The sequence below is a fragment of the Marinilabilia salmonicolor JCM 21150 genome, assembly GCF_000259075.1.
Lineage (GTDB): Bacteria > Bacteroidota > Bacteroidia > Bacteroidales > Marinilabiliaceae > Marinilabilia > Marinilabilia salmonicolor.
On the sequence record NZ_AJKI01000040.1, the window covers coordinates 1 to 19,590 of the forward strand.

At 44.1% G+C, this 19,590-nt stretch carries 18 protein-coding genes and 1 pseudogene; 14 read left to right on the forward strand and 5 right to left on the reverse strand.

From position 1 onward, the window contains the following. Positions 1-75 precede the first annotated feature (75 nt). The 10 genes from W7W_RS0116330 (at position 76) to W7W_RS0116375 (ending at position 8,865) form a co-directional block, all read left to right on the forward strand. Positions 76-1,272 (forward strand): DcaP family trimeric outer membrane transporter, encoded by a 1,197-nt coding sequence (locus W7W_RS0116330; RefSeq protein ID WP_010664757.1) that lies wholly within the window; start codon positions 76-78, stop codon positions 1,270-1,272. Positions 1,273-1,276: 4 nt separating this feature from the next. Then, positions 1,277-1,453, forward strand: coding sequence for a hypothetical protein (locus W7W_RS23585; protein ID WP_157202502.1), 177 nt, complete (start codon positions 1,277-1,279; stop codon positions 1,451-1,453). Positions 1,454-1,866: 413 nt separating this feature from the next. Continuing rightward, positions 1,867-2,322 (forward strand): DUF4268 domain-containing protein, encoded by a 456-nt coding sequence (locus W7W_RS0116340; protein ID WP_010664758.1) that lies wholly within the window; start codon positions 1,867-1,869, stop codon positions 2,320-2,322. 56 nt (positions 2,323-2,378) lie between these two features. Then, positions 2,379-3,080 carry a class I SAM-dependent methyltransferase gene (locus tag W7W_RS0116345; protein ID WP_010664759.1) on the forward strand — a complete coding sequence of 234 codons (702 nt, stop codon included), beginning with the start codon at positions 2,379-2,381 and terminating at the stop codon, positions 3,078-3,080. 100 nt (positions 3,081-3,180) lie between these two features. Next, positions 3,181-4,107, forward strand: a complete 927-nt coding sequence (rsgA, locus tag W7W_RS0116350) for a ribosome small subunit-dependent GTPase A (RefSeq protein ID WP_010664760.1) — start codon at positions 3,181-3,183, stop codon at positions 4,105-4,107. A gap of 332 nt (positions 4,108-4,439) precedes the next feature. Then, positions 4,440-5,591 carry an ATP-binding protein gene (locus W7W_RS0116355; protein WP_010664761.1) on the forward strand — a complete coding sequence of 384 codons (1,152 nt, stop codon included), beginning with the start codon at positions 4,440-4,442 and terminating at the stop codon, positions 5,589-5,591. Positions 5,592-5,963: 372 nt separating this feature from the next. Then, entirely contained in the window at positions 5,964-6,542 is a 579-nt protein-coding gene (locus W7W_RS0116360) for a YceD family protein (protein WP_010664762.1), read from the forward strand. A gap of 14 nt (positions 6,543-6,556) precedes the next feature. Next, the gene (gene rpmF, locus W7W_RS0116365) at positions 6,557-6,742 is read left to right on the forward strand and encodes a 50S ribosomal protein L32 (RefSeq protein ID WP_010664763.1); all 186 of its coding nucleotides are present in this window, start codon (positions 6,557-6,559) and stop codon (positions 6,740-6,742) included. 309 nt (positions 6,743-7,051) lie between these two features. Continuing rightward, positions 7,052-8,056, forward strand: a complete 1,005-nt coding sequence (locus tag W7W_RS0116370; protein ID WP_010664764.1) for a beta-ketoacyl-ACP synthase III — start codon at positions 7,052-7,054, stop codon at positions 8,054-8,056. 134 nt (positions 8,057-8,190) lie between these two features. Then, positions 8,191-8,865 carry a hypothetical protein gene (locus tag W7W_RS0116375; protein ID WP_010664765.1) on the forward strand — a complete coding sequence of 225 codons (675 nt, stop codon included), beginning with the start codon at positions 8,191-8,193 and terminating at the stop codon, positions 8,863-8,865. Positions 8,866-9,053: 188 nt separating this feature from the next. Here W7W_RS0116375 and W7W_RS22380 read toward each other — a convergent pair whose 3' ends face one another. The 3 genes from W7W_RS22380 to W7W_RS0116390 form a co-directional block, all read right to left on the reverse strand. Then, the gene (locus W7W_RS22380) at positions 9,054-9,683 is read right to left on the reverse strand and encodes a DUF459 domain-containing protein (RefSeq protein ID WP_010664766.1); all 630 of its coding nucleotides are present in this window, start codon (positions 9,681-9,683) and stop codon (positions 9,054-9,056) included. 25 nt (positions 9,684-9,708) lie between these two features. Then, positions 9,709-10,803, reverse strand: a complete 1,095-nt coding sequence (locus W7W_RS0116385) for an acyltransferase family protein (protein WP_010664767.1) — start codon at positions 10,801-10,803, stop codon at positions 9,709-9,711. 308 nt (positions 10,804-11,111) lie between these two features. Then, entirely contained in the window at positions 11,112-11,600 is a 489-nt protein-coding gene (locus W7W_RS0116390; RefSeq protein ID WP_010664768.1) for a DUF7004 family protein, read from the reverse strand. 318 nt (positions 11,601-11,918) lie between these two features. Between W7W_RS0116390 and W7W_RS0116395 the strand changes: the two are divergent. The 3 genes and pseudogenes from W7W_RS0116395 to W7W_RS22960 form a co-directional block, all read left to right on the forward strand. Next, positions 11,919-12,374: pseudogene (locus W7W_RS0116395) on the forward strand (DUF7149 domain-containing protein); the annotation flags it as partial. Between the two features lie 62 nt (positions 12,375-12,436). After that, on the forward strand, positions 12,437-13,225 hold the full coding sequence (locus W7W_RS0116400; protein WP_010664770.1) for a polysaccharide deacetylase family protein: 789 nt from the start codon (positions 12,437-12,439) through the stop codon (positions 13,223-13,225). Positions 13,226-13,734: 509 nt separating this feature from the next. Beyond that, positions 13,735-15,726: a tetratricopeptide repeat protein gene (locus W7W_RS22960; RefSeq protein WP_029510645.1), complete on the forward strand. Its 1,992-nt coding sequence runs from the start codon at positions 13,735-13,737 to the stop codon at positions 15,724-15,726. Here W7W_RS22960 and W7W_RS23930 read toward each other — a convergent pair. Together W7W_RS23930 and W7W_RS0116415 are read right to left on the reverse strand one after the other, a co-directional pair. Further along, a complete protein-coding gene (locus W7W_RS23930) occupies positions 15,689-16,942 on the reverse strand; it encodes a hypothetical protein (RefSeq protein ID WP_234408293.1) in 1,254 nt (417 codons plus the stop codon). The two genes, W7W_RS22960 and W7W_RS23930, sit on opposite strands and share 38 nt — an antisense overlap. Next, positions 16,929-18,251 (reverse strand): DUF4270 family protein, encoded by a 1,323-nt coding sequence (locus W7W_RS0116415; RefSeq protein WP_010664773.1) that lies wholly within the window; start codon positions 18,249-18,251, stop codon positions 16,929-16,931. The genes W7W_RS23930 and W7W_RS0116415 overlap by 14 nt, the downstream gene beginning before the upstream one ends. 295 nt (positions 18,252-18,546) lie before the next feature. On the opposite strand from W7W_RS0116415, the gene W7W_RS0116420 reads away from it, so the two are divergent. Continuing rightward, the gene (locus W7W_RS0116420; RefSeq protein ID WP_025006631.1) at positions 18,547-19,575 is read left to right on the forward strand and encodes a Kelch repeat-containing protein; all 1,029 of its coding nucleotides are present in this window, start codon (positions 18,547-18,549) and stop codon (positions 19,573-19,575) included. Positions 19,576-19,590: the final 15 nt, after the last annotated feature.

Consider the following 19,590-nt stretch of genomic DNA (forward strand, 5'->3'; position numbering starts at 1 on the left):
GTATTTGAGGATTTAGATTTTGAGCAACAACGCAGAAGTTGGACTTTATAGACAAACACTAAATTATTTGTACTCATGAGAAGAGTGTTTTTGGTTCTGGTATTAACGCTTTTTGTTTTGCCGGATGTGGTTTCCCAGGATTTTAAAATTGAATTAAAAGGATATGTGGGAGTGAATGCTTCTGTAAACAGCCGTGTGAGTGCAGAGGCCCGAAACCGTCACATTTACCTCTATCCTTTGCCTGAATCGTTGAATGAGACCGGAGAGGATGAAAATGATAAGTCGCAGTTCGATCTGGATGCCGCTTACAGTCGTTTTGGGCTTCATATTGCCGGTCCCGGATTTAAAGGGTTCAAAACTTCTGCCATGGTGGAGGGCGATTTCCTGGGGAAAGGTAACGGAGATAACAATTTCAGGCTGAGACACGCTTATGTGACCTTTGCAAAAGAGAAGTGGTCGCTGACGGCCGGTCAGACATGGCATCCGCTGTTTTTGCCCGAAAATTGTCCCGGAACGGTCAATGTCAATGCGGGAACACCCTTTCATCCGTTAATCAGAAATCCTCAGATAAGAATTTCCCGGCAACTCTCCTCAAAAACACAGTTGCTTTTCTATTTAGTGGAGCAGAATAATTTCCGAAACAGCGGTTTTGAGGAGTCCGGAACCGAGCATGCTTTGATGCCGGAACTGGATCTTCAGTTGAAATGGAAGGGACAGGGTGTCTGGACTGCTTTTACAGCCGGTTACAAAACGCTGGCTGTTCCCGGTGATTTTACCAATGGTGCCGATGTGGAAAAAGTTTCCGGATTTCATTTTAACGGCTCGTTCAGATATGAATTCCCCTCGGTCACTTTCCGGATGGAAGGAATTTATGGCAGTAACCTGTCCGATTTGGTAATGTTGGGTGGTACCGGCAAATCGGTAAGCGACAATGATTTCGTGGCACTTCATACGGCCTCTGTGTGGACTGATATTCACGGGAACAATACAGAAGGTTTTCAGCCGGGTGTTTTTGCCGGATACACTGCAAATATGGGAGCCCCGGAGGAGGTGACCGTGATTCCAGAGCTGTCAAGAAGTGAGGGACAGGTGGCTTCTGTTTTTGGCGTGTCACCCCGGGTGAAATACATCATGGGAAGTGCCTGGGTGGGACTTGAATATTTGCTTACAGCAGCCCGGTGGGGAAACAATTATGACAGTAATGGTGTTCCTGTCAATACCGAAGAATATATTAATCATCGGATGTTGTTATCTTTACGGTATAATTTTTAAGGATATGAAGACAAAGTTGGGAATTGTTGCTGTTTTGTTTGTAGTAATGGGTTTTGGTATGGTTCATGGCGGTTCTCAGACGATGGAGCGCATCGCCATTGGACTGATGGGAATCGGAATTGCCTATTTGCTTTACCTGCTGTTGTCTCAAGGAAAGAAAGAAGAACAAAAGAATGACTGATGCTCTTTTAGCTGCATTCTACACTTAACTTGACACTAGTAGTGCGATCAAAAAACACTATTTCATATTCCCTTTCTGCATCGTTAAAATTTTTCACCGTAGCTATGGCTATGTCTCAAGATTTTGCCTTGCAGAAAGGGAAAAATGAAAGCAAAATATTTGAAACACTATTTTACGAACGCACTACTAGAGCCTGTTCATTAACTAAGCGTTTTTCACGTGTTTGAGTTATAAATTTCAAATTTAAGGCGGTTGAAAAATCTAAGCCGCAGTCCCGAAGTAGCTTTTGTAAGGTTTTTTGAACAAAAAACCAACAAAAAGCACAATCGGGATGAGGATTTAGATTTTGAGCAACAACGCAGCAATTGGACTTCATAGACAAACACTAATTATTAATCAGATCCGCGACAAATATGTTCAGTAAAGAAGAAGCCAAAGAGTTGCGTCTTGAATTTTGGCAAAAACTTTCCAATCGCACCAGAAGATTACCCGGACAAAAAGGGCGAAAGCGTTTGTGGATAGGTGACAATACCGGTATTAAAGGGTTGGATTTGCGTTTTGATGTGGGGCGCGAAAAAATAATCGTGGCCCTGGAAATCAATAAAAAGAAAGAGGAAGACCGGCTGGCGCTCTATGAAAAGCTGGAGGCAGCCAAAGGTTTGTTTGAGCGGGAGTTTGAGGGCCCCCTGAACTGGGATTTTGCCTATACCAAAGACAATGGTCGGGATGTATGCAGGGTTTATGTGGAGCAGCCCGGCGATATGTATGTCAGGGAAACCTGGCCGGAGATTTTCACATTTATGATCGACCGGATGATCCGTTTGGAGAAAGCTTTTCTGGAGGTAAAGGATTATCTTAAGTATATGTAAAATAACTCTTTATGTACCTGCAATGTCCACTGTGTAATAATTCTAATGAAACGAGCATGGCAACGATTGTTTCAAAAGAGAATGGAAATAATCAACCATGCGAGTTCCATCAGACCAATAGCTTAGACAAATTATTTACTGATGAAGTAAGGTCTGTGAAAGGGCCCCTGAACAGGCACTATTTTCAATGTCCGGAGTGTGATCTTATTTTTGTTTCTTCTGATGATATGCTGACTATTGAGAAGGAGCGCGACAGATACCGGACGCACGAAAATGACATCAGTGATCCCGGATATGTAAAATTTCTTCATCAGGCCATTGATCCGGCTTTGGGTTATCTGGACAGCGGAATGAAAGGGCTTGATTTTGGCAGTGGCCCGGGGCCTGCATTGTCATTATTGCTGGAAAGGCAGGGTTTGCATTGTCAGGATTATGATCCGGTATTTGGGCCCCGGCTTCCTGAGGGTACTTTCGACTTTATTTTCTCCACCGAAGCTTTTGAACATTTCCATCATCCTGTGAAAGAGCTGGAACTCATCAACGACCGGTTGAAGCCGGGTGGGTTTCTAATTATTATGACCATGTGGCACTCAGGAACGGAAAAATTTCTCAATTGGTTTTATGCCCGCGACGACACGCATGTGTTGTTTTTTTCTTTCCGGACATTCAAATATATTGCCCACAGATGGAATTTTGAAATAGTTTGGAATGATGGCAAAAGAGTGGTGATTTTCAAAAAAAAATCCTCTGATCATTAATTTATTTTTTGATGAATGGTGACCGAAGCTGATAAATCATTATTTTTGAATTGTTAGTGAGAAATCCATATTTGAGTGGCACATTACTAAAATCAGACATTTGAAAGAAGGCGTTGTCATAAAATCGACTGGTAGCTGGTACAATGTAAAAACCGATGATGAAGTTCCTGTGTCTTGTAAGATCAAGGGTAAATTTCGTTTGGATGAACTGAAGAGCACCAATCCTGTGGCTGTGGGTGACAGGGTGATGTACAGTGTTGATGAAGCTACCGGAACCGGCGTTATCGAGAAAATAGGTGATCGTCGCAATTTTATTGTCCGTCGTGCCTCCAATTTGTCACGGCAAACACAGATACTGGCTGCCAATATTGATCAGGCCATCATTGTGGCTACCATCAATTATCCGGTTACCACCCCCGTTTTTATCGACCGTCTGCTGGCCACAACAGAGGCTTACGACATTCCCGCAACCGTCATCTTCAATAAAGTGGACCGATACGACCATTTCCACAAGGATCAACTGGCTGATTATAAGGAAATTTACGAGAAAATAGGTTATAAAGTCCTCACCACCTCTGCCAAGCACGATGAAGATCTGGAGTGTGTGAAAGACTTACTTAAAGGGAAAGTATCCCTGCTCGCGGGTCATTCCGGGGTGGGGAAAAGCACTCTGGTGAACCGGGTGGAGCCGGCACTTAATCTTAAGACCGGCCGTATTTCCGACCGTCACCACACCGGTCGGCACACCACTACTTTTGCCGAAATGCACCCCCTCTCCTTCGGGGGATACATCATTGACACTCCCGGTATCCGGGGCTTTGGACTCTTTAATATTGAAAAAGAAGAGCTGGCCCATTATTTCAGAGAGATTTTTAAAGTGGCGTCCGGTTGCCGTTATTACAATTGTACCCACTTGCACGAGCCCGGGTGTGCTGTAAAAGAAGCTGTCGAAAACGGAGAAATTGCCGGTTCGCGATACAACAGCTACGTAAGCATCTATCTAAACCGGGATGAGAAGTACCGGTGAAGGGCGTTTGAGTTGAGCGGTTTGGGTGATGTGTTTTAAATTTTCGCCGATAGTTGAGTACTGGAATAGATTTATAATGTTGTTTCGATTTTAAAAGGCCAAAGGTCTTTCAGCAATAGCCTGGGGCGCTGCCCCAGGCTATTGCTATCAGGCTTTCAGCCTGTTTACATCTCACCTGTCTTATGCATAAGGTAGGTTAGGTTTGTTTCAGAAATATCTTGTTTCTGTTCCCCGATGGATGAATTTTGAAAAGAAGATGATGGACCGGATTATGAGTAGTGATTAATTGGGTTGAGGGGAGAATCCCTGGTTGGAAGTAAAACAATTCATAAATGGAGATTTACAGTCGGAAAAGATGGTGGAAGTTTCTTTTGATGACAGGAGCCCTGATCATTGGAGGGGCTTCGTTGTTTTATACCAGCAAACTTACATCGGAGCTCCGGAGGGAGGAGACACGGAAAATGGAGTTGTGGGCGAAAGCCAACAGGCAGTTTGCCCGTCCCGATCTTGATGAGCAGTCGCTGGAGCTCGTGTTTGAAATTATTCAGAATAACACCACGGTGCCTCTGGTCATAGCCGATAATAAGGATACCATCTATTTTCACAGGAATATTGATTTGCCACAGAAGAACCAGTCTGCTTTTCTTCAGCAGGAACTCCGGCAGATGAAGCAGGGAAGAGAGCCTATTGTGATTGATCTGGGGAATGGGCAGAAACAATATCTTTATTATGCGGATTCCATTATTCTGCGAAAGCTCCGGTGGTTTCCGGTGGTTCAACTCTTTGTGGTAATTGTTTTTGTCTTGCTGGCATACTGGGCATTCAGCGCTGCCCGGCGATGGGAGCAGGATCAGGTGTGGGTAGGCATGGCCAAGGAAACAGCTCATCAGTTAGGAACGCCAACCTCCTCCCTGCTGGGCTGGCTCGAATTGCTGGAGATGAAAAAGGTGGATCCTTCGCTGGTTGGGGAGATGCGGCATGATATTCAACGACTGCAAACCATCACCGCACGTTTTTCGAAAATAGGATCGCGTCCCGAATTAAAAAACGTGGATGTTACAGACATGCTTCATGAGGTGATTGGTTACCTGGAACATCGCATCTCTTCAGGTGTGGAAATCCGGGTAGAGCCTCCTGAGAATATGGATGCTCCTGAGATTCGGGTGAATCGGCCACTTTTTGAGTGGGTGGTGGAGAATATCAGTAAAAACGCAGCCGATGCCATGGAAGGGAAAGGTACACTCACCTTTGCGTGGGGGGGCTTCAAAAATCAAACATTTATTGACATTTCAGATACCGGAAAGGGGATTGCCCGGAAGAATCAGAAAACCATTTTTAAGCCCGGCTATACCACCAAAAAGCGCGGGTGGGGACTCGGATTGACTTTGGTTCGACGTATTGTGGAGGATTATCACAACGGACGTATCTTTGTGAAGGAGTCATCGCCCGGAAAAGGAACAACTTTCCGGATCTTAATTGGATAGGGGGCTTTAAAGGAATGAGGTTTGAGGCGTACGTAGAGACGCACAGTCGTGCGTCTTTACACTATTTGAGAGTTTCGGGTTTAGTTGTTCCGTTGATAAGTGATTTTTGCTGATGTTTTCAGTCTGGTCTATTCATAAGTTTTCGTCATGAGATGTTTAAATGCCAATAAATACGGGCAACCGCAAAGAAAATTGATGAAGGGAATAATAATTTATTTTCAAGTCAATTTTATTGAGGACGCCTTTATTTAGCCGGTAATTGAACATTGTAATAGATAATTTATGAATAGTTCAGATTAGATCAAAATAACTTTTTCTGAAATTATTTTTCCCACACAATGAATATTTTATACCTTTGCGAAGTTTTTACGTATGGCAGCAGAGAAGAAATTGAAAGAGTATGGCATTGCCTTTAAGGGACTTAAGGATGGAGAACACGTCTTTGAGTACCGGTTAAAGGACGCCTTTTTTGAGCTGTTTGAGCAGCCGCAGGTAGAGACAGGTGACCTTTTGGCCACCGTTACGCTCTTGAAAAGCAGCCGTATGCTGGAATTTCGGTTCAGCATTGAGGGTGAAGTTGGCACGGTATGCGATCGGTGTTTGTCGGATGTAAATGTTCCCATCGATTATGAAGGAACACTTTATGTCAATTTTGGAGACGAATATGCCGAACCTACCGAGGAGATTGTGATTATTCCACATGAGGAACACACATTCAACATTGCCAGCTATCTCTACGAATTTATCGTGGTTAGTGTGCCAATCAGGCATATTCATCCCGACAATGAAGACGGTACACCGGGATGTGATCCCGAGATGCTGGAGCGACTGGAAGAATATATGGTGCACGACGATATTTCTGTTTCCGAAGAAGAGGATACGGATGATGATGAACCTGTAGATCCCCGATGGGATGAGTTAAAGAAATTAATAAATAAAAACAACAAGTAAAAAGAGGTTATAAGATGGCACATCCAAAACGAAAAACATCGAAGACGAGAAGAGACAAGAGAAGAACTCACTACAAAGCCAGCATGCCTGCTTTGGGAGTTTGCTCTAACTGTGGCGCTACCATCAAAATGCATACTGTATGTGATGAGTGTGGCCATTACAGAGGAAAACTGGCTGTAGAGAAAGAAGTTACCGCTTAAGTCTCAGTTGATTGAGATGTTCGGGTGTAATAAACGAATCATCGGCCTGCAACTTGTCTCTTTTTTGTGGGACAGTGTGGAAAATGCTATGATTTCTTGGTTGGCACCGACATCCGGTCAGATACTGTTTTTGCAGATTACAAAATCTTAATGATTGAAATATGCCCCTAAGTGATTCATTTAGGGGCAGTTTTGTTTGCAGATAATTGGTTGGTTCCAATCTCTGCCATTATCAGGCCCAAGCCATGGCCCGCCACATTCCGTGACGCACCGGGATACTTACGGCCCTCAAAAATTCTGTTTGCTACAATGGAAAAATTGAATGCAGTTATTACCGCTGTCGGAGGATATGTCCCCGACTATGTTCTTACCAATGAGGAATTAAGTAAAATGGTGGAAACCTCCGATGAGTGGATTACCACCCGCGTGGGGATTAAAGAACGCCGGATATTAAAAGGAGAGGGTAAAGGGACCTCCGACATGGCCATGATGGCTGTAAATCAGGTACTGGAAAAATCAGGCACTTCTCCGGATGAGGTGGACATGCTGATTTGTGCCACCGTTACTCCTGATCATATATTTCCCGCAACCGCCAATATTGTTTCGGACAAATGCGACATTCGCAATGCACATAGTTTTGACATCAATGCCGGTTGCTCCGGTTTCTTATACGCCCTGGATACCGCAGCCAAATTTGTACAGACCGGAAACAAGAAAAAGGTAATTGTGGTGGGTGCCGACAAGATGTCGTCTATCACCGATTATACTGATCGTACTACCTGTGTGCTTTTTGGTGACGGGGCTGGTGCTGTACTGCTTGAACCCACCACCGAGGAAGTGGGAATGCTCGACAGTAAGTTGCAGAGCGACGGGTTTGGTCGTGTCTATCTGCATCAGAAAGCCGGTGGATCCGTAAAACCGCCATCGCACGAAACCATCGACAACCGGGAACACTTCATCTTTCAGGACGGACCACATGTATTTAAACATGCGGTGTCTAAAATGGCCGATGTGGCTGTGGAGGTCATGGAACGTAACAATATTACTTCCGAGACCCTGAACTGGTTGGTGCCTCATCAGGCCAATATGCGTATCATAGAGGGTACTGCCAAGCGTATGGGCATCGAAAAAGAACAGGTGATGATCAATATTCATCGATATGGAAACACCACTGCCGGCACTTTGCCGATCTGCCTTTGGGAATGGGAAGATCAGCTGAAAAAAGGGGATAATATTATTCTGGCGGCCTTTGGTGCAGGATTTACCTGGGGTGCTCTTTATCTGAAATGGGGTTACAACAGCGACAAAAAATAATTTCTACGAAAAAAACCGGATAAATTAATGCCCGGCACCGATTGAAGATTCAATTGGTGTCGGGTTTTTTGTAGAATCTTTTACAACAATCCGCCGTCTCATAGGTTACCCTTAAGAACAGAAAATGATCGTTTATGCAATTTCATGTTAAGATTAATGAGGTAAAAAACACCGACCAACTGGAAGATGCCTGGTCGCTGGCCGATTACAAAGAACTCATGACCCGCTTTGAGGTTCCGGATGCCGAAACGGTCCCGGATGGCGAAGTCAAAGATTTTCTTTTTATGGCCATTAATGAGTTTGAGCCCCGGGAAGCTGCCGCTATTGTGCTTGATTACAAGCTGTCGGCTCAACTGTCGGAGGGGCAGATTGATAATATTTCACTGGAAATGCTCAGTGAAAAGCTGGCTGAAAAATATACGGAGATTGATCTTCACAAACCTTTGTTTGAAGTCAATCAACTGCTTTACAAAGCCTATAACGGAAAGTTCCCACATATTCAAATCAATGTGATTGATCTGGAACTAAGCACCAATGAAGAAGGTGTTGAAATGAATAAAGAGGTGATTTTAAAGGCTTTTAGTCAGGGGTTGTCGGACAATAACCTGCTTCATCGCCTGTTTGGAGATCAACTGGAAGGAAAGGTTCCTTTTCCAGAGGCAGAAGGAATCATTTGGGAACTAAAGGAGAAAGGAAATGACCAATACCAGGTGATTACGTCAGAAAAATGGCTGGCCAAAGATGAATTTGTCAGGACCGAATTTGATGCAGTGGTAACACTCTATGATGAGAATGCGGCAGAGGCTTAATGACTTGTTTAAGCGCATGGGGTTTGGAGCCTGGAGCCTTGCGAGGGATGAGAGATGAGATTTGAATGTCTGCTTTACGCTGAGGCTGGATTCTAAGATGGACCAGCCCCGGCGGGGCGACAGTTTGGTAGCAATGGGTATGCAATGAATGGTAAAAGCCCCGGCAGGGGTGACACCTTGATTAAAATCTATAATATTTCTCCTGCAATAATCTCTGCCATTGCAGCCAGCCCCGTGGCATCCGGATGTATGCTGTCGAAAAACATTTCGCCTTTGTCCAGCATGGGGGTGTATAGATCAAGGACAGAGAGGTTGTTGCGTTGAGCAATTTTTTTCACTATTGGGATGACTCCATTGACCACCGTAGAATCGTTGATGCCCCATTTTGTTTTGAAAACCGGTACGGGGAGACATACATAGATTTCCGGATTAGATGGGATGGTCTTAAAATTATCAATCATTGCCTGATAGCTGCTTTCATAGCTGTGTTCATCCCAGTTGACAGGCTTGGTATCGTTGGTTCCGAGCTTTAGGATAATTACATCAGGCTCATATGCAAAAACATTGGAGAACTCCTTGGCTGTATGATAGGGGAAATTGCCGTCATAGCGCATCGTGGTGGAGGTGCGACCAAGATTCATCACAGAATATTGATTGCCCAGAAGGCTATCCAGAATAACGGGATAGGCCAATTTACTCTGGGGCGAAATCATGAACCCTTCAGTTATGCTGTCGCCTACGCAGGCAACCTTTATTTTTTCCTGTATGCAGGAGGAAAGGGCAGTAATAAGCAGTACGGAAAATAAAATCTTTTTCATTTATGTGACTTTTAACAAAGACGCATTAATTCTTTAGCAATTTCTCTTTTCTTTTTCTGGTAAGGTATTTGCGCACAGGTGTTTCAATAAATTGCATGACCAGCCACGCAAAAAAGATCATGAGCGCCGTTCCTATTACGATGATCCACGTAAGTTGCTCTTCCGTAGGATTCCGAGTGGTAAAATAGTGACCAAACATCCAAATGGCTGCATAATGAGTCATGTATAACGGATAGGATATTTTGCCCAGAAAGATGCTTGTTTCTTTTAGAACTCCGGAAAGTGCAGAACCTGCTCCAAGAGCAACGATAAAAGGGAAGTAAAGAAGAACTATAAGGGATTCGGTAATCCAGTTTTGAGAGTGCCATGGCATGAAAAAGGCGGCGGACAGCATTAGCGCCAATGGGACAAATCCCAGTTTGTTTTTGATAATCCATCCGGAACGAAAGATGAGTAGTCCTGCCAGAAATGAATAGGACATTCTTACCCCGCCGTGCAAAAAGGTGTTGCCATCCCAGCCTCCCAGAAGGTTGCCTGCACTGTAGCTTACCCATACCAGAGCTATGGCTGCCGGAATAAGCAAGACCCACAGAGTTTTGCGCGAAAGTCGGATCAAAACAAATGCATAAAGTATATTGGCGATGTATTCCCAGAAGAGTGACCACGAGGGAGCATTCAGCCCAAAAAGATTAAAGCCTCTCTCTTCCATTACGGGGAGTGGAATCATCAACATGGAGGCAAGGAAAATCAGAGCCATTGCCGCCAATGAATAGCCTTCTGCATGGCTGGCAAAGGGGTCAGCCAGAAATGCAATCAAGCCAAGAATGGAACCGATAATTACCAATGGATGTAATCTTATCAGGCGGGAGATAAAGAAATCTTTACGCCTCATTTTGGGCAACCGATTGTCGTATGCATAGGCAATTACAAAACCTGAAAGGCATAGGAAAAAATCTACCGCAAGAAATCCATGTCCGATAAAGTTTTGACTGATGTCGGGCTTTTCCCATTCCATAAAATGAAAAATTACCACCGCAATGGCAGCAATTCCTCTTAATCCGTCCAGGAGATGAAAATGTTTTTTGCTTTTTAATATTACAGCTTCCGGAGTGTGACTCATTATTCTTTTGTTTAACAGGTTAAATATATTTCAGCATATAAGTGAATTAATATCCAATTTTTGGGGTAGAAGGTTTCTCAGAATGGGACTGCCATTGCTTTCACAAAATGTCAAATTCTTCGGTGTCTGGTGTTATATGGTTCGGGGTGTTCTTCGATGTCACAAAACATTGCTGTGCTTAAAGAAACAGGTGTTACACAGGAAGGAGTTTTGTAAGAATGGAATAATCACTTTTTACGCTGAAGTTGCAAACATAATCACTTTTTACAAACAGGTAACGGAAGGCTGTGTAGATTGTATGAAGCAGCTTAAAAACCCAAAGGTTCCATAATGACATCCAACTCCGATGCATGTTTCCCTTTGCTGAAATTTACGGCTTTGGCAGCCGGCATCCCTAAAATCAGCACCTGATACAGGGCCAGCCTTATTGTTCGTTTTTTTAATATAGCGGCTTTTTCATTTTCTCCTGCAATGAGTTCGGCGTAGATCACCGAAAACCATTGCTCTACTATCTTTTGGTCGCCGTGAAGATAAGACCCCGTAATTGAGTCAATCAGACTCAATACACTTGTGCTGATGTTGTAGGAGGTACGTTCGTAAATCTCTACAAAATCATTGTATAGTTTTTGAGGTGCGTAGGTTTTTGAGATTTTATAGAGGTCTGTCAGGTATTCTTCGTCACGGAGTACCTTTCGGGTACCATCTGCCTCTACAATCCATACATTTCGGTTGTCAAAAGCTCCCTGATCATAAACGACTTTTCTGTTATTCTTTAGATTTTTTACCAGTTTGTTCATAATTGCTGCTTAGCATTGTATTCAAGAGTGATATTTGTGGATGTTTTCGCAGTTCCTGAAGGTTGGATGATTGGGGAGCCTGTTCGGTACATTCAACAGATCAAATGTAGTGTAAATTTTTGAAAGAGGGATTTGAACATGTGGTGATCAGAAGGGAAATTGCCTTATGTGCATACCTCCCCATCGGTTACTGTCATCGGAGGTCAGCCTGCCGGTGCTTTCTGTCCCTAAACGGATATTTTTGTTATTTTTATGCTAACAAAAGCCTATTGCTTCATGGAACTGAATCTTCTGAATCCCCGATAATCATTAAACCGCGCATTTCGAAAAGTAAAACCTGAACGCCGGCAAATTGAGCAGTTCAAACATAACTTGCTGCAATTGCTCGACAGCTGCAACGATATTGAGTCAGAAGAGCACCACAAAAATCTGGTCATTGCCTTTCTTAAAAAGACCTATTATGATCCCGACCATTTTGTGAATACCAAAGGGCGCACAGACCTGGTAATCCATAACGGCGATAAAGGGACTTCTTCGGTTGGGGTTATTGTGGAGACCAAGAAACCCGGCAATCGACACGAAATGATTCGTGAAGGAAAGGTTAATGTTAAGGCATTTCAGGAACTGCCTCTCTCCTCCCCTGCGGTGTGGTGTTGTGATTGCGAGGGTTTATCCCGCAGCAATCTCAGTAAGCAAGAGGTTCCGTTATTAAATGGTTTGCTCCCAAACAATCCCATCAGTAGAGCGGTGTCCGCATCAACTTCCGGTTATTGAATGAAATTTGCGATATTTGTTACCAGTCATATCTTCATTCAAAAAATACAAACAACCGAACTATGAACAAATTTTCAACGATTTTTCTTGTTTCTCTGGTGCTTGGTGCGATGGGCTGCCACGCGCAAACCGACCAAAAAGAAGGTCCCTGGAATAATCACAAAGCAGCAGTGGTGCTTACCTACGATGATGCCCTGAATGTGCATCTCGACAATGTGGTGCCTGCTCTTGATGCTGCCGGCATGAAAGGAACGTTTTATGTTCCCGGAAATGCATTGCCGCTGGTGGAGCGCATGGACGAATGGCGGACAATAGCCCAAAACGGACATGAGTTGGGCAACCACACCTTGTTTCATCCATGCGATGGCAGTTTGCCCGGCCGTGACTGGATTCAACCTGATCAGGATCTCTCTAAGTATTCGTTTTCCCGGATGACCGAAGAGATACGGGTGGGCAATGCCTTCCTAAAAGCCATTGACGGGAAAGATCAGCGTACATTTGCTTATACCTGTGGTGACAAAATTGTCCAGGATTCTTCTTTCGTGAAGGCCATTTCCGGCTGGTTTACGGCAGCGCGGGATGTCGTTTTTCGTATTGAGCATCAGGGCGAGCTTAACCCGATGGAAGTGGGTTCTTTTGTCGCTATGAATCAGACCGGGGACGAGCTGATTGCTCAGGTTGAGAGGGTGCGTAAGGAAGGTGGTTTGCTGGTCTTTCTTTTTCACGGTGTTGGTGGTGAACACAATATGAATGTTTCCAGGGAAGCTCACAATCAGTTGGTGGAATACCTTCAGACTCATGAGGATGAGATATGGGTCGCTCCTTTGGTGGAGGTGGCACAGTTTTTTTAGGAAGAAAAGGAAAACCCAATTGATTGAAGACCTCAATCCCGATAACAAAGGTTGTTCTATGATTTAGCAGTTTGCCCCGGAGCAAGCCCAATTTGAGCTGTATTGTTTAAGGTATACCCCGAAGCAAACTCAGCAACAGTTACATTTGCGGGTTTATTCTCCTATTTAGTGTCCGTCTATAAACTAAGCAAAATTTGTTTCTTGTCATGTGTTTGTCAAGAAAGTGCCAGTTACAAGGCTTGCGAAGCCCGAAAATACGAAGTTTACTTGAGTAAATGAGGAATTTTCGGGCAAGCGTAACGCAGTAAATGGTACTTTATGGACAAACACTTTTTACTTTTCTTAACAATCAGAGCTTTATGGTTTTCTCTTCCCGGTAATAAAGAGCTGTTTATCCTGTATTTTGGGGTGTTCGTCAAAATTTAGAATTGCTTTATCCTGAATTACAATCTTTTACACTTTTGCATCGTAACAAGAGATAGAATATGCAGAGGGGAAAGAAGATGAACATGAGTTACTTACATACCGGTTTTCAGAAGGCAGTAGTTTTTATCCTGTTGTTTTTTATCGTAATTCCAGCAGACGCAGGGAGGAACGATTTGCATATGCGTACGTTTAAAAAAGCATTTGCAGCTGCCGGAGATAAGAATTATGAAGAGGCCATTGCTTTGTATTCAGAAATTCTGGAGCAAAATCCGTATCATGTGGATGCCCTGACTCAGTTGGGAATATGCTATGTGCATACCAACCAGGAGCTTGATTCGGCTCTGACACTCTTTCATAAAGCGATGAGTATCATTCCTGCTACTGACAGATTTTCTCCTTTTGGAGTGGATTTGCAGCAAACCATTGCACGTACTTATCATCTGAATCAGCAACCCCGGGAGGCTTTGTCGGTGTTCAAAAGTCTTTGTGATTCAGTGGACGATGAGCAGTTGAAAAATGAGTTTGCACGGGAGATGAAGCAAATCCGGAATTCAGCAATTTTGTTGAAAAACCCCGTTCCTCTTCAAATTACCAATCTGGGTAATTTGTTTAATTCTGAATTTGACGATCACAGCCCTTTGGTTTCCTTTACAGGGGATCGCATATTTTTCACTTCCCGTCGCCCCTCCGGCCATGGTCCGGAACTGCCTGACGGACAATATCCGGAGAAAGTCTTTTTTGCCGAGAGAACTCAAAAAGGATGGAGTAAACCCCGCGTGCTGGGTGAATTCTTTTCACGTTCCGAGCACAAATCCATATTGTCGTTGTCGCCTGATGGCAATCGCCTTTTTCTTTTTAAAAACGACAGGGAAGGTAAAAGCATATATGTAAGTCAATATCTGAACGGAGAATGGCAGGAACCTGAAAAAATGCCGCACCCCATAAATTCGCAGTGGGATGAGACGCATGCTGCGTTGTCTCCCGATCAGAGTACGCTCTATTTTACCAGCAACCGGCCTGGAGGATTCGGTGGACTTGATGTTTATATGAGTCGGCTCGATGCTTATGGACAGTGGGGAGAGCCTGTCAATATGGGACCGGTGATTAATTCGGAACTGGATGAAGAAACACCTATGTTACATCCCGACGGACAAACGCTTTATTTTGCTTCTGAGGGGCATACGTCAATGGGGCGGTTTGATGTTTTTTACAGTCAGATGCAGGACGATGAAACCTGGACACAGCCTGTGAATATGGGACATCCCATTAATACTCCCGATGATGACTTTTTCTTTGTTCCCACACTCGATAAAAGTCGGGCTTATTATGCATCTTACCGGTTTTCCGAAAATGTGGGTCGTTCGGATATCTATAAAGTAGAGTTTGACTCTCTGTACAACGGATCTCTCGCAGTGATTGAGGGAACCATACAAAATTCGAAAAATCTTCCCGTGGAACAGATCAGACTTCTTGTTTCGAGAGATTCGGACAACAGGCAGGTGGGCGATTACCGTCCCAACCCGGCTACCGGTCGTTACCTTTTATTTCTGGAGTCGGGAGAGAATTATACCATTAAAGAGGTGACTCCCGAATCGGAAGAACAACCTTTGAATATTCATGTATCAGAACAATTATCGTACAACAAAACGGAGCAGATAGTGATGTTACAGGATCCACGTATGGCAGCTCCTCTAAAACCGGGGTTGATGCCGACACCAACGGATTACCGGCAGTTGGCTGAAATACCCCGCAACTCCGGGAGACTTCAGGCTCAGGCGGAGGACACCACTTTTACCATTCAGGTGCTGGCACTCAGGCATTACTCCGAAGTTGGCTTCTGGTTCTTCCGGGGGCTGGATATTGAATCTGTAAATGCACTGGAAGGAAGAGACGGCTACCTGAGATATGTAACGGGGCGTTTCCGCAACCGGGAGGAAGCAGAAAAACACCGAAACCGTATTCAACAGAATGGGCGTTTTAGTGATGCCTGGATTCGGCCATGGGAACCACTGGAAGAACTATCTGAGCCGGAGAATTCTAATAAAATTTCTGCTTTGCAAACCAATGTTCAATAATGGAGAAACTGAGTTTGAATTTGTGATAGCGTTCTTCGATGAGTCTGTTGTCTGCAGTCCCTTTTATCGAGTATTGGTACGATAAATGGAGCCTGTTTCCCCGATCGCTTACCGGAACAGAAAATCCTGCACTAAATCCTCTTTCATCAATGCGCGTCCCATTGATGCTGATAAGTCCGTCGGTATAAAAAGCTCCTGCCTGCCAATTCATCTGATTAATGCGTTTGTGTTTGTTTTTAGGATTAGCCCAGGATACTCCAGCACCAAAGGTTTGTGAATCATGGAAAGCACCGTTCAGCGTGCTGCTTTGGTTCAACAGAGACCATTCTGCCAATGAGTAATCAGCTGCTATTTGCCATCCGGAGTTCCATTGGGCTGCCAACCCGATGTTGTAGATGTTGGGTAGCCACACATCATCAGCCGACTGGTCTTCATCGTAATAGGTGGTGCTTTCATCCTGTTCGATGGTTTGGTTGAATGTTGCATAAATATTGGTCTCTGGTTGCCAGGTGGCACCGGCATGCAGACTTCCGTTTTTGAGCCGTGTCTTGTATTGCAAACCATATTTCAGATAAAGGTTGTTGAAATACCATTTTCTGGTGTTGCTGATGGTCATTCCACTTAGTGAGGAATAATCTGCTGTCTCCATAATGTCGGTGGAGCCCCAGAGGAAAGAAAAGTCTATACCAGCCGACAGTTTTTCCCATAGCTTAACTCCATTGGACATGGTTATCCGCGAAAGGCCTCCACCTCCTTCATAAACAATGGGGTATTCGGATGTTGACCCCAGTATGTCACTTTGGGCGTTAATCTCGTAACCCACACTTGAGAAGGGGTATAAACCCACCGACATTCCCCACCAGGGAGTGATCCGGAAGCCCATAGAAAGAATATCAAAATTGGAATCAAAATTGGTTTGTTCCTTTCCCGACATTAAAAATTTGTTGGAAGTTCCCTGTGCCTGGAAATTGAAATAAAAGGACAGGGAATCAAGATTGCTGAGTGATGCAGGATTCAACGTATTTAGAAACTGTTCGGAGGGTAAAGCCACCCCGCTGTTCCCCATGCCGCTGTTATGGGCATGTGCTGCTGTTTCCAGGACCCCAAACCCAAAAACAGAATAAGGGGATGAGGTATTGTTTTGGGCATTTATTTGACCAATGCAGTTGATGGCAAAAAGGGCAATTAAGAAAAATTTCAGTCTATTCTTTGTCATAATTGTAGTAAAAAACATTTAATCTGGTTTCTGCCGAAGGGTCGGTATATCCTTTAAACTCCACTCTGTCCACGCTACTTTGAAGGTCTTCTTCCGGAAGTGCCAGTACAATGCCGGTGCCTTCGGTGGTGACTTCTTCGTTGATGAGTGCATTCAGAAAATAAGTGATGTCGAAAGTGTAGGTATAGGATTCTTCGTAAAGAGAGGTTGTTTTACTGAGAGTACCGGTTACCGAATAATCACTGCTGTTCACTATGTAGGAGGAGAGCTGATTGATTTTGTCAGCCTCCAGCAAGTACAAAGTCGTTGGTGGTGTCTGGGTTGGGTGATTTACCGTATTGACACCTACCTGCAAAGTGGCTTTTACAATCTGCCCTTGCTGTTGCAGTGCTTTCATGGATGAGAGTCCGGGAAGGTCTATTCGGGTAAAGAAACCTGTACCTCCCTGTAAAATGGCTGATTGATTCAGTTGAGATTCGGTGGCTTTTTGTTTGTAGGAGGTCAATGATTGCAATGCTTCTTCATTGGTGATGCTTACAATATTGTTGAATTGAAGATAGGTTTCTGTTAGCGGGAAATCATGGCTGAGTTCTGTCTTCTCCAGATCAACTTTATGGGTATACAATCGAAGGTTGATACTTCCTTCGTTTGCCTCATAACCCAGGATGGCTTCCGAAAAGGTTGAATCGGGAACCAGTGCAAGACCATGGAGGACCTCTTCAAAGTCTAAAGCTGTGAGTGTTGTATTGCTTTGCAGCGTATCCAGCAGCATCTGACCAAATGAATCGTCTATCCTGATAAGTAACTCCTTTTCTTCTGTGGTGTTGGGTTCAGGATAATAAGTTACCTGCCCGACAGGCCCTTTTGCATAGGTGAAAAAATTATCAGCACAAAGCGTCCCTGCATCGTTGGCAGTAATTTCTTCCTGCAGGAGATGCACACTAAGACCAAAGATTCGGGCAGTATCACCCAGGTAATATCCGGAATGTTGTAAAACCAGGCAGAGCGAATCGAACTTCTCATTTTTGCTGATGTTATCGGAAGTTCGTTCGATGTTGAAATAACCGGTTGACTTTGTTTCGTTTGTCTCGCTATAGCCGCATAGGGCAATTCCTGTTCCGGATGTTTCCACGCTGTCCATGCGGAAGGTGGAAAGGTTCAGGGAAAAAGTATCTGTAATCGCTGTATAGGTCTCGGTATCTACAAAATCATCTCCAATGGAGAAGTTCCCCTCTGAGCAGGAAGCTAAGAGGGAGATTCCGGTATACAAAAGAATCTGAAGAAGAAGTAATGTGGTTTTCTTATTCATAGGTAGTTATTTTTCCTGACCGCGAATGTAGGACAGGGGCAGCTCTGCAGTCTCATTTTTTCAACAAGAAGGTACAAACAGCCTGCAAGCAAAGGATTATTTTCAATGAATGTATTGGGCATTCCGGTAATAGATAAAACCTGGCTGTTGAAAGAGTCTGCTCTCCTGTTGGTTGAAAAATGATGGTAGAGAGTGAGTTTATTTGTCTTTTTGTGGTCAGTCCGATCCGTTGACATTCGTTATCAACGAGAAGCGTGAGAAGAAAAAAGTTAGGAATATTAAATGGTAATATCTTATGCAATTATCTAAAATGTTATGGTGGATTTTATTATCCACAATTTTGCTGTTTGCAGCATGCGATGATGACGACGATGAAGAACTTTTAGGCAACTGGGTTGAAATGGGAGCCTTCGAAGGTATTCCCCGTACCGATGCCGTGGTTTTTGTAATTGGCGACTATGCTTATCTTGGTACCGGCTACAATGGTGAGGAAGATGAGCGCCTGAGAGATTTTTGGCGTTATGATGCAGCCAGTGATAGTTGGCAAGAGGTGGCCTCTCTTCCTTCCGAAGCTCCTGCCCGAAATGGTGCCGTAGCTTTTTCTGCCAACGGGAAAGGCTATGTGGGGACCGGTTATGATGGCGACAACAAGTTGAAAGATTTTTGGGAATTTGATCCTGCACAAGGCGATAACGGCCAATGGACGCAAATTGCCGATTTTCCAGGAACAGCCCGTTATTCATCCATTGGGTTTGGTATCAACAACCAGGGATATGTGGGTACCGGCTATGATGGAAACCGTCTCAAGGATTTTTATCGGTATGATGCTTTGAGTGGTGACTGGACGCAGATTACCAGCATTGGGGGCTCCAAACGCAGAGATGCAGCCGTCTTTGTGTTGGAAGGTAAGGCTTATGTGTTTACAGGGGTTGACAACAGTACCTATGTTACAGATGCCTGGATGTATGATCCGGAAAGCGACAGCTGGACAGAAAAGCGAGAGATTACGAGTAACACAAATGATGATGAATCGTATGATGATGATTACAGTCTGGTCGGGAGCAACATTGTAACTTTTACAATGGATGGATGTGGTTACCTCACAACCGGAGGAGCCGGATATGCAGGCAATTCTACCTGGGAGTACAATCCGATTACTGATTTCTGGGAGGAAAAGACTAATTTTGAGGGATCTTCCAGGAGTGATGCCTTGGGTTTCACCATCAATGATATCCCTTATGTGGCAACCGGTAACAGTTCGGCCTATTATTTCGATGATGTGTGGACTTTCCGCCCGGATGAGGAACAAAATGACAATGACTAAATGGTATAATTCAAA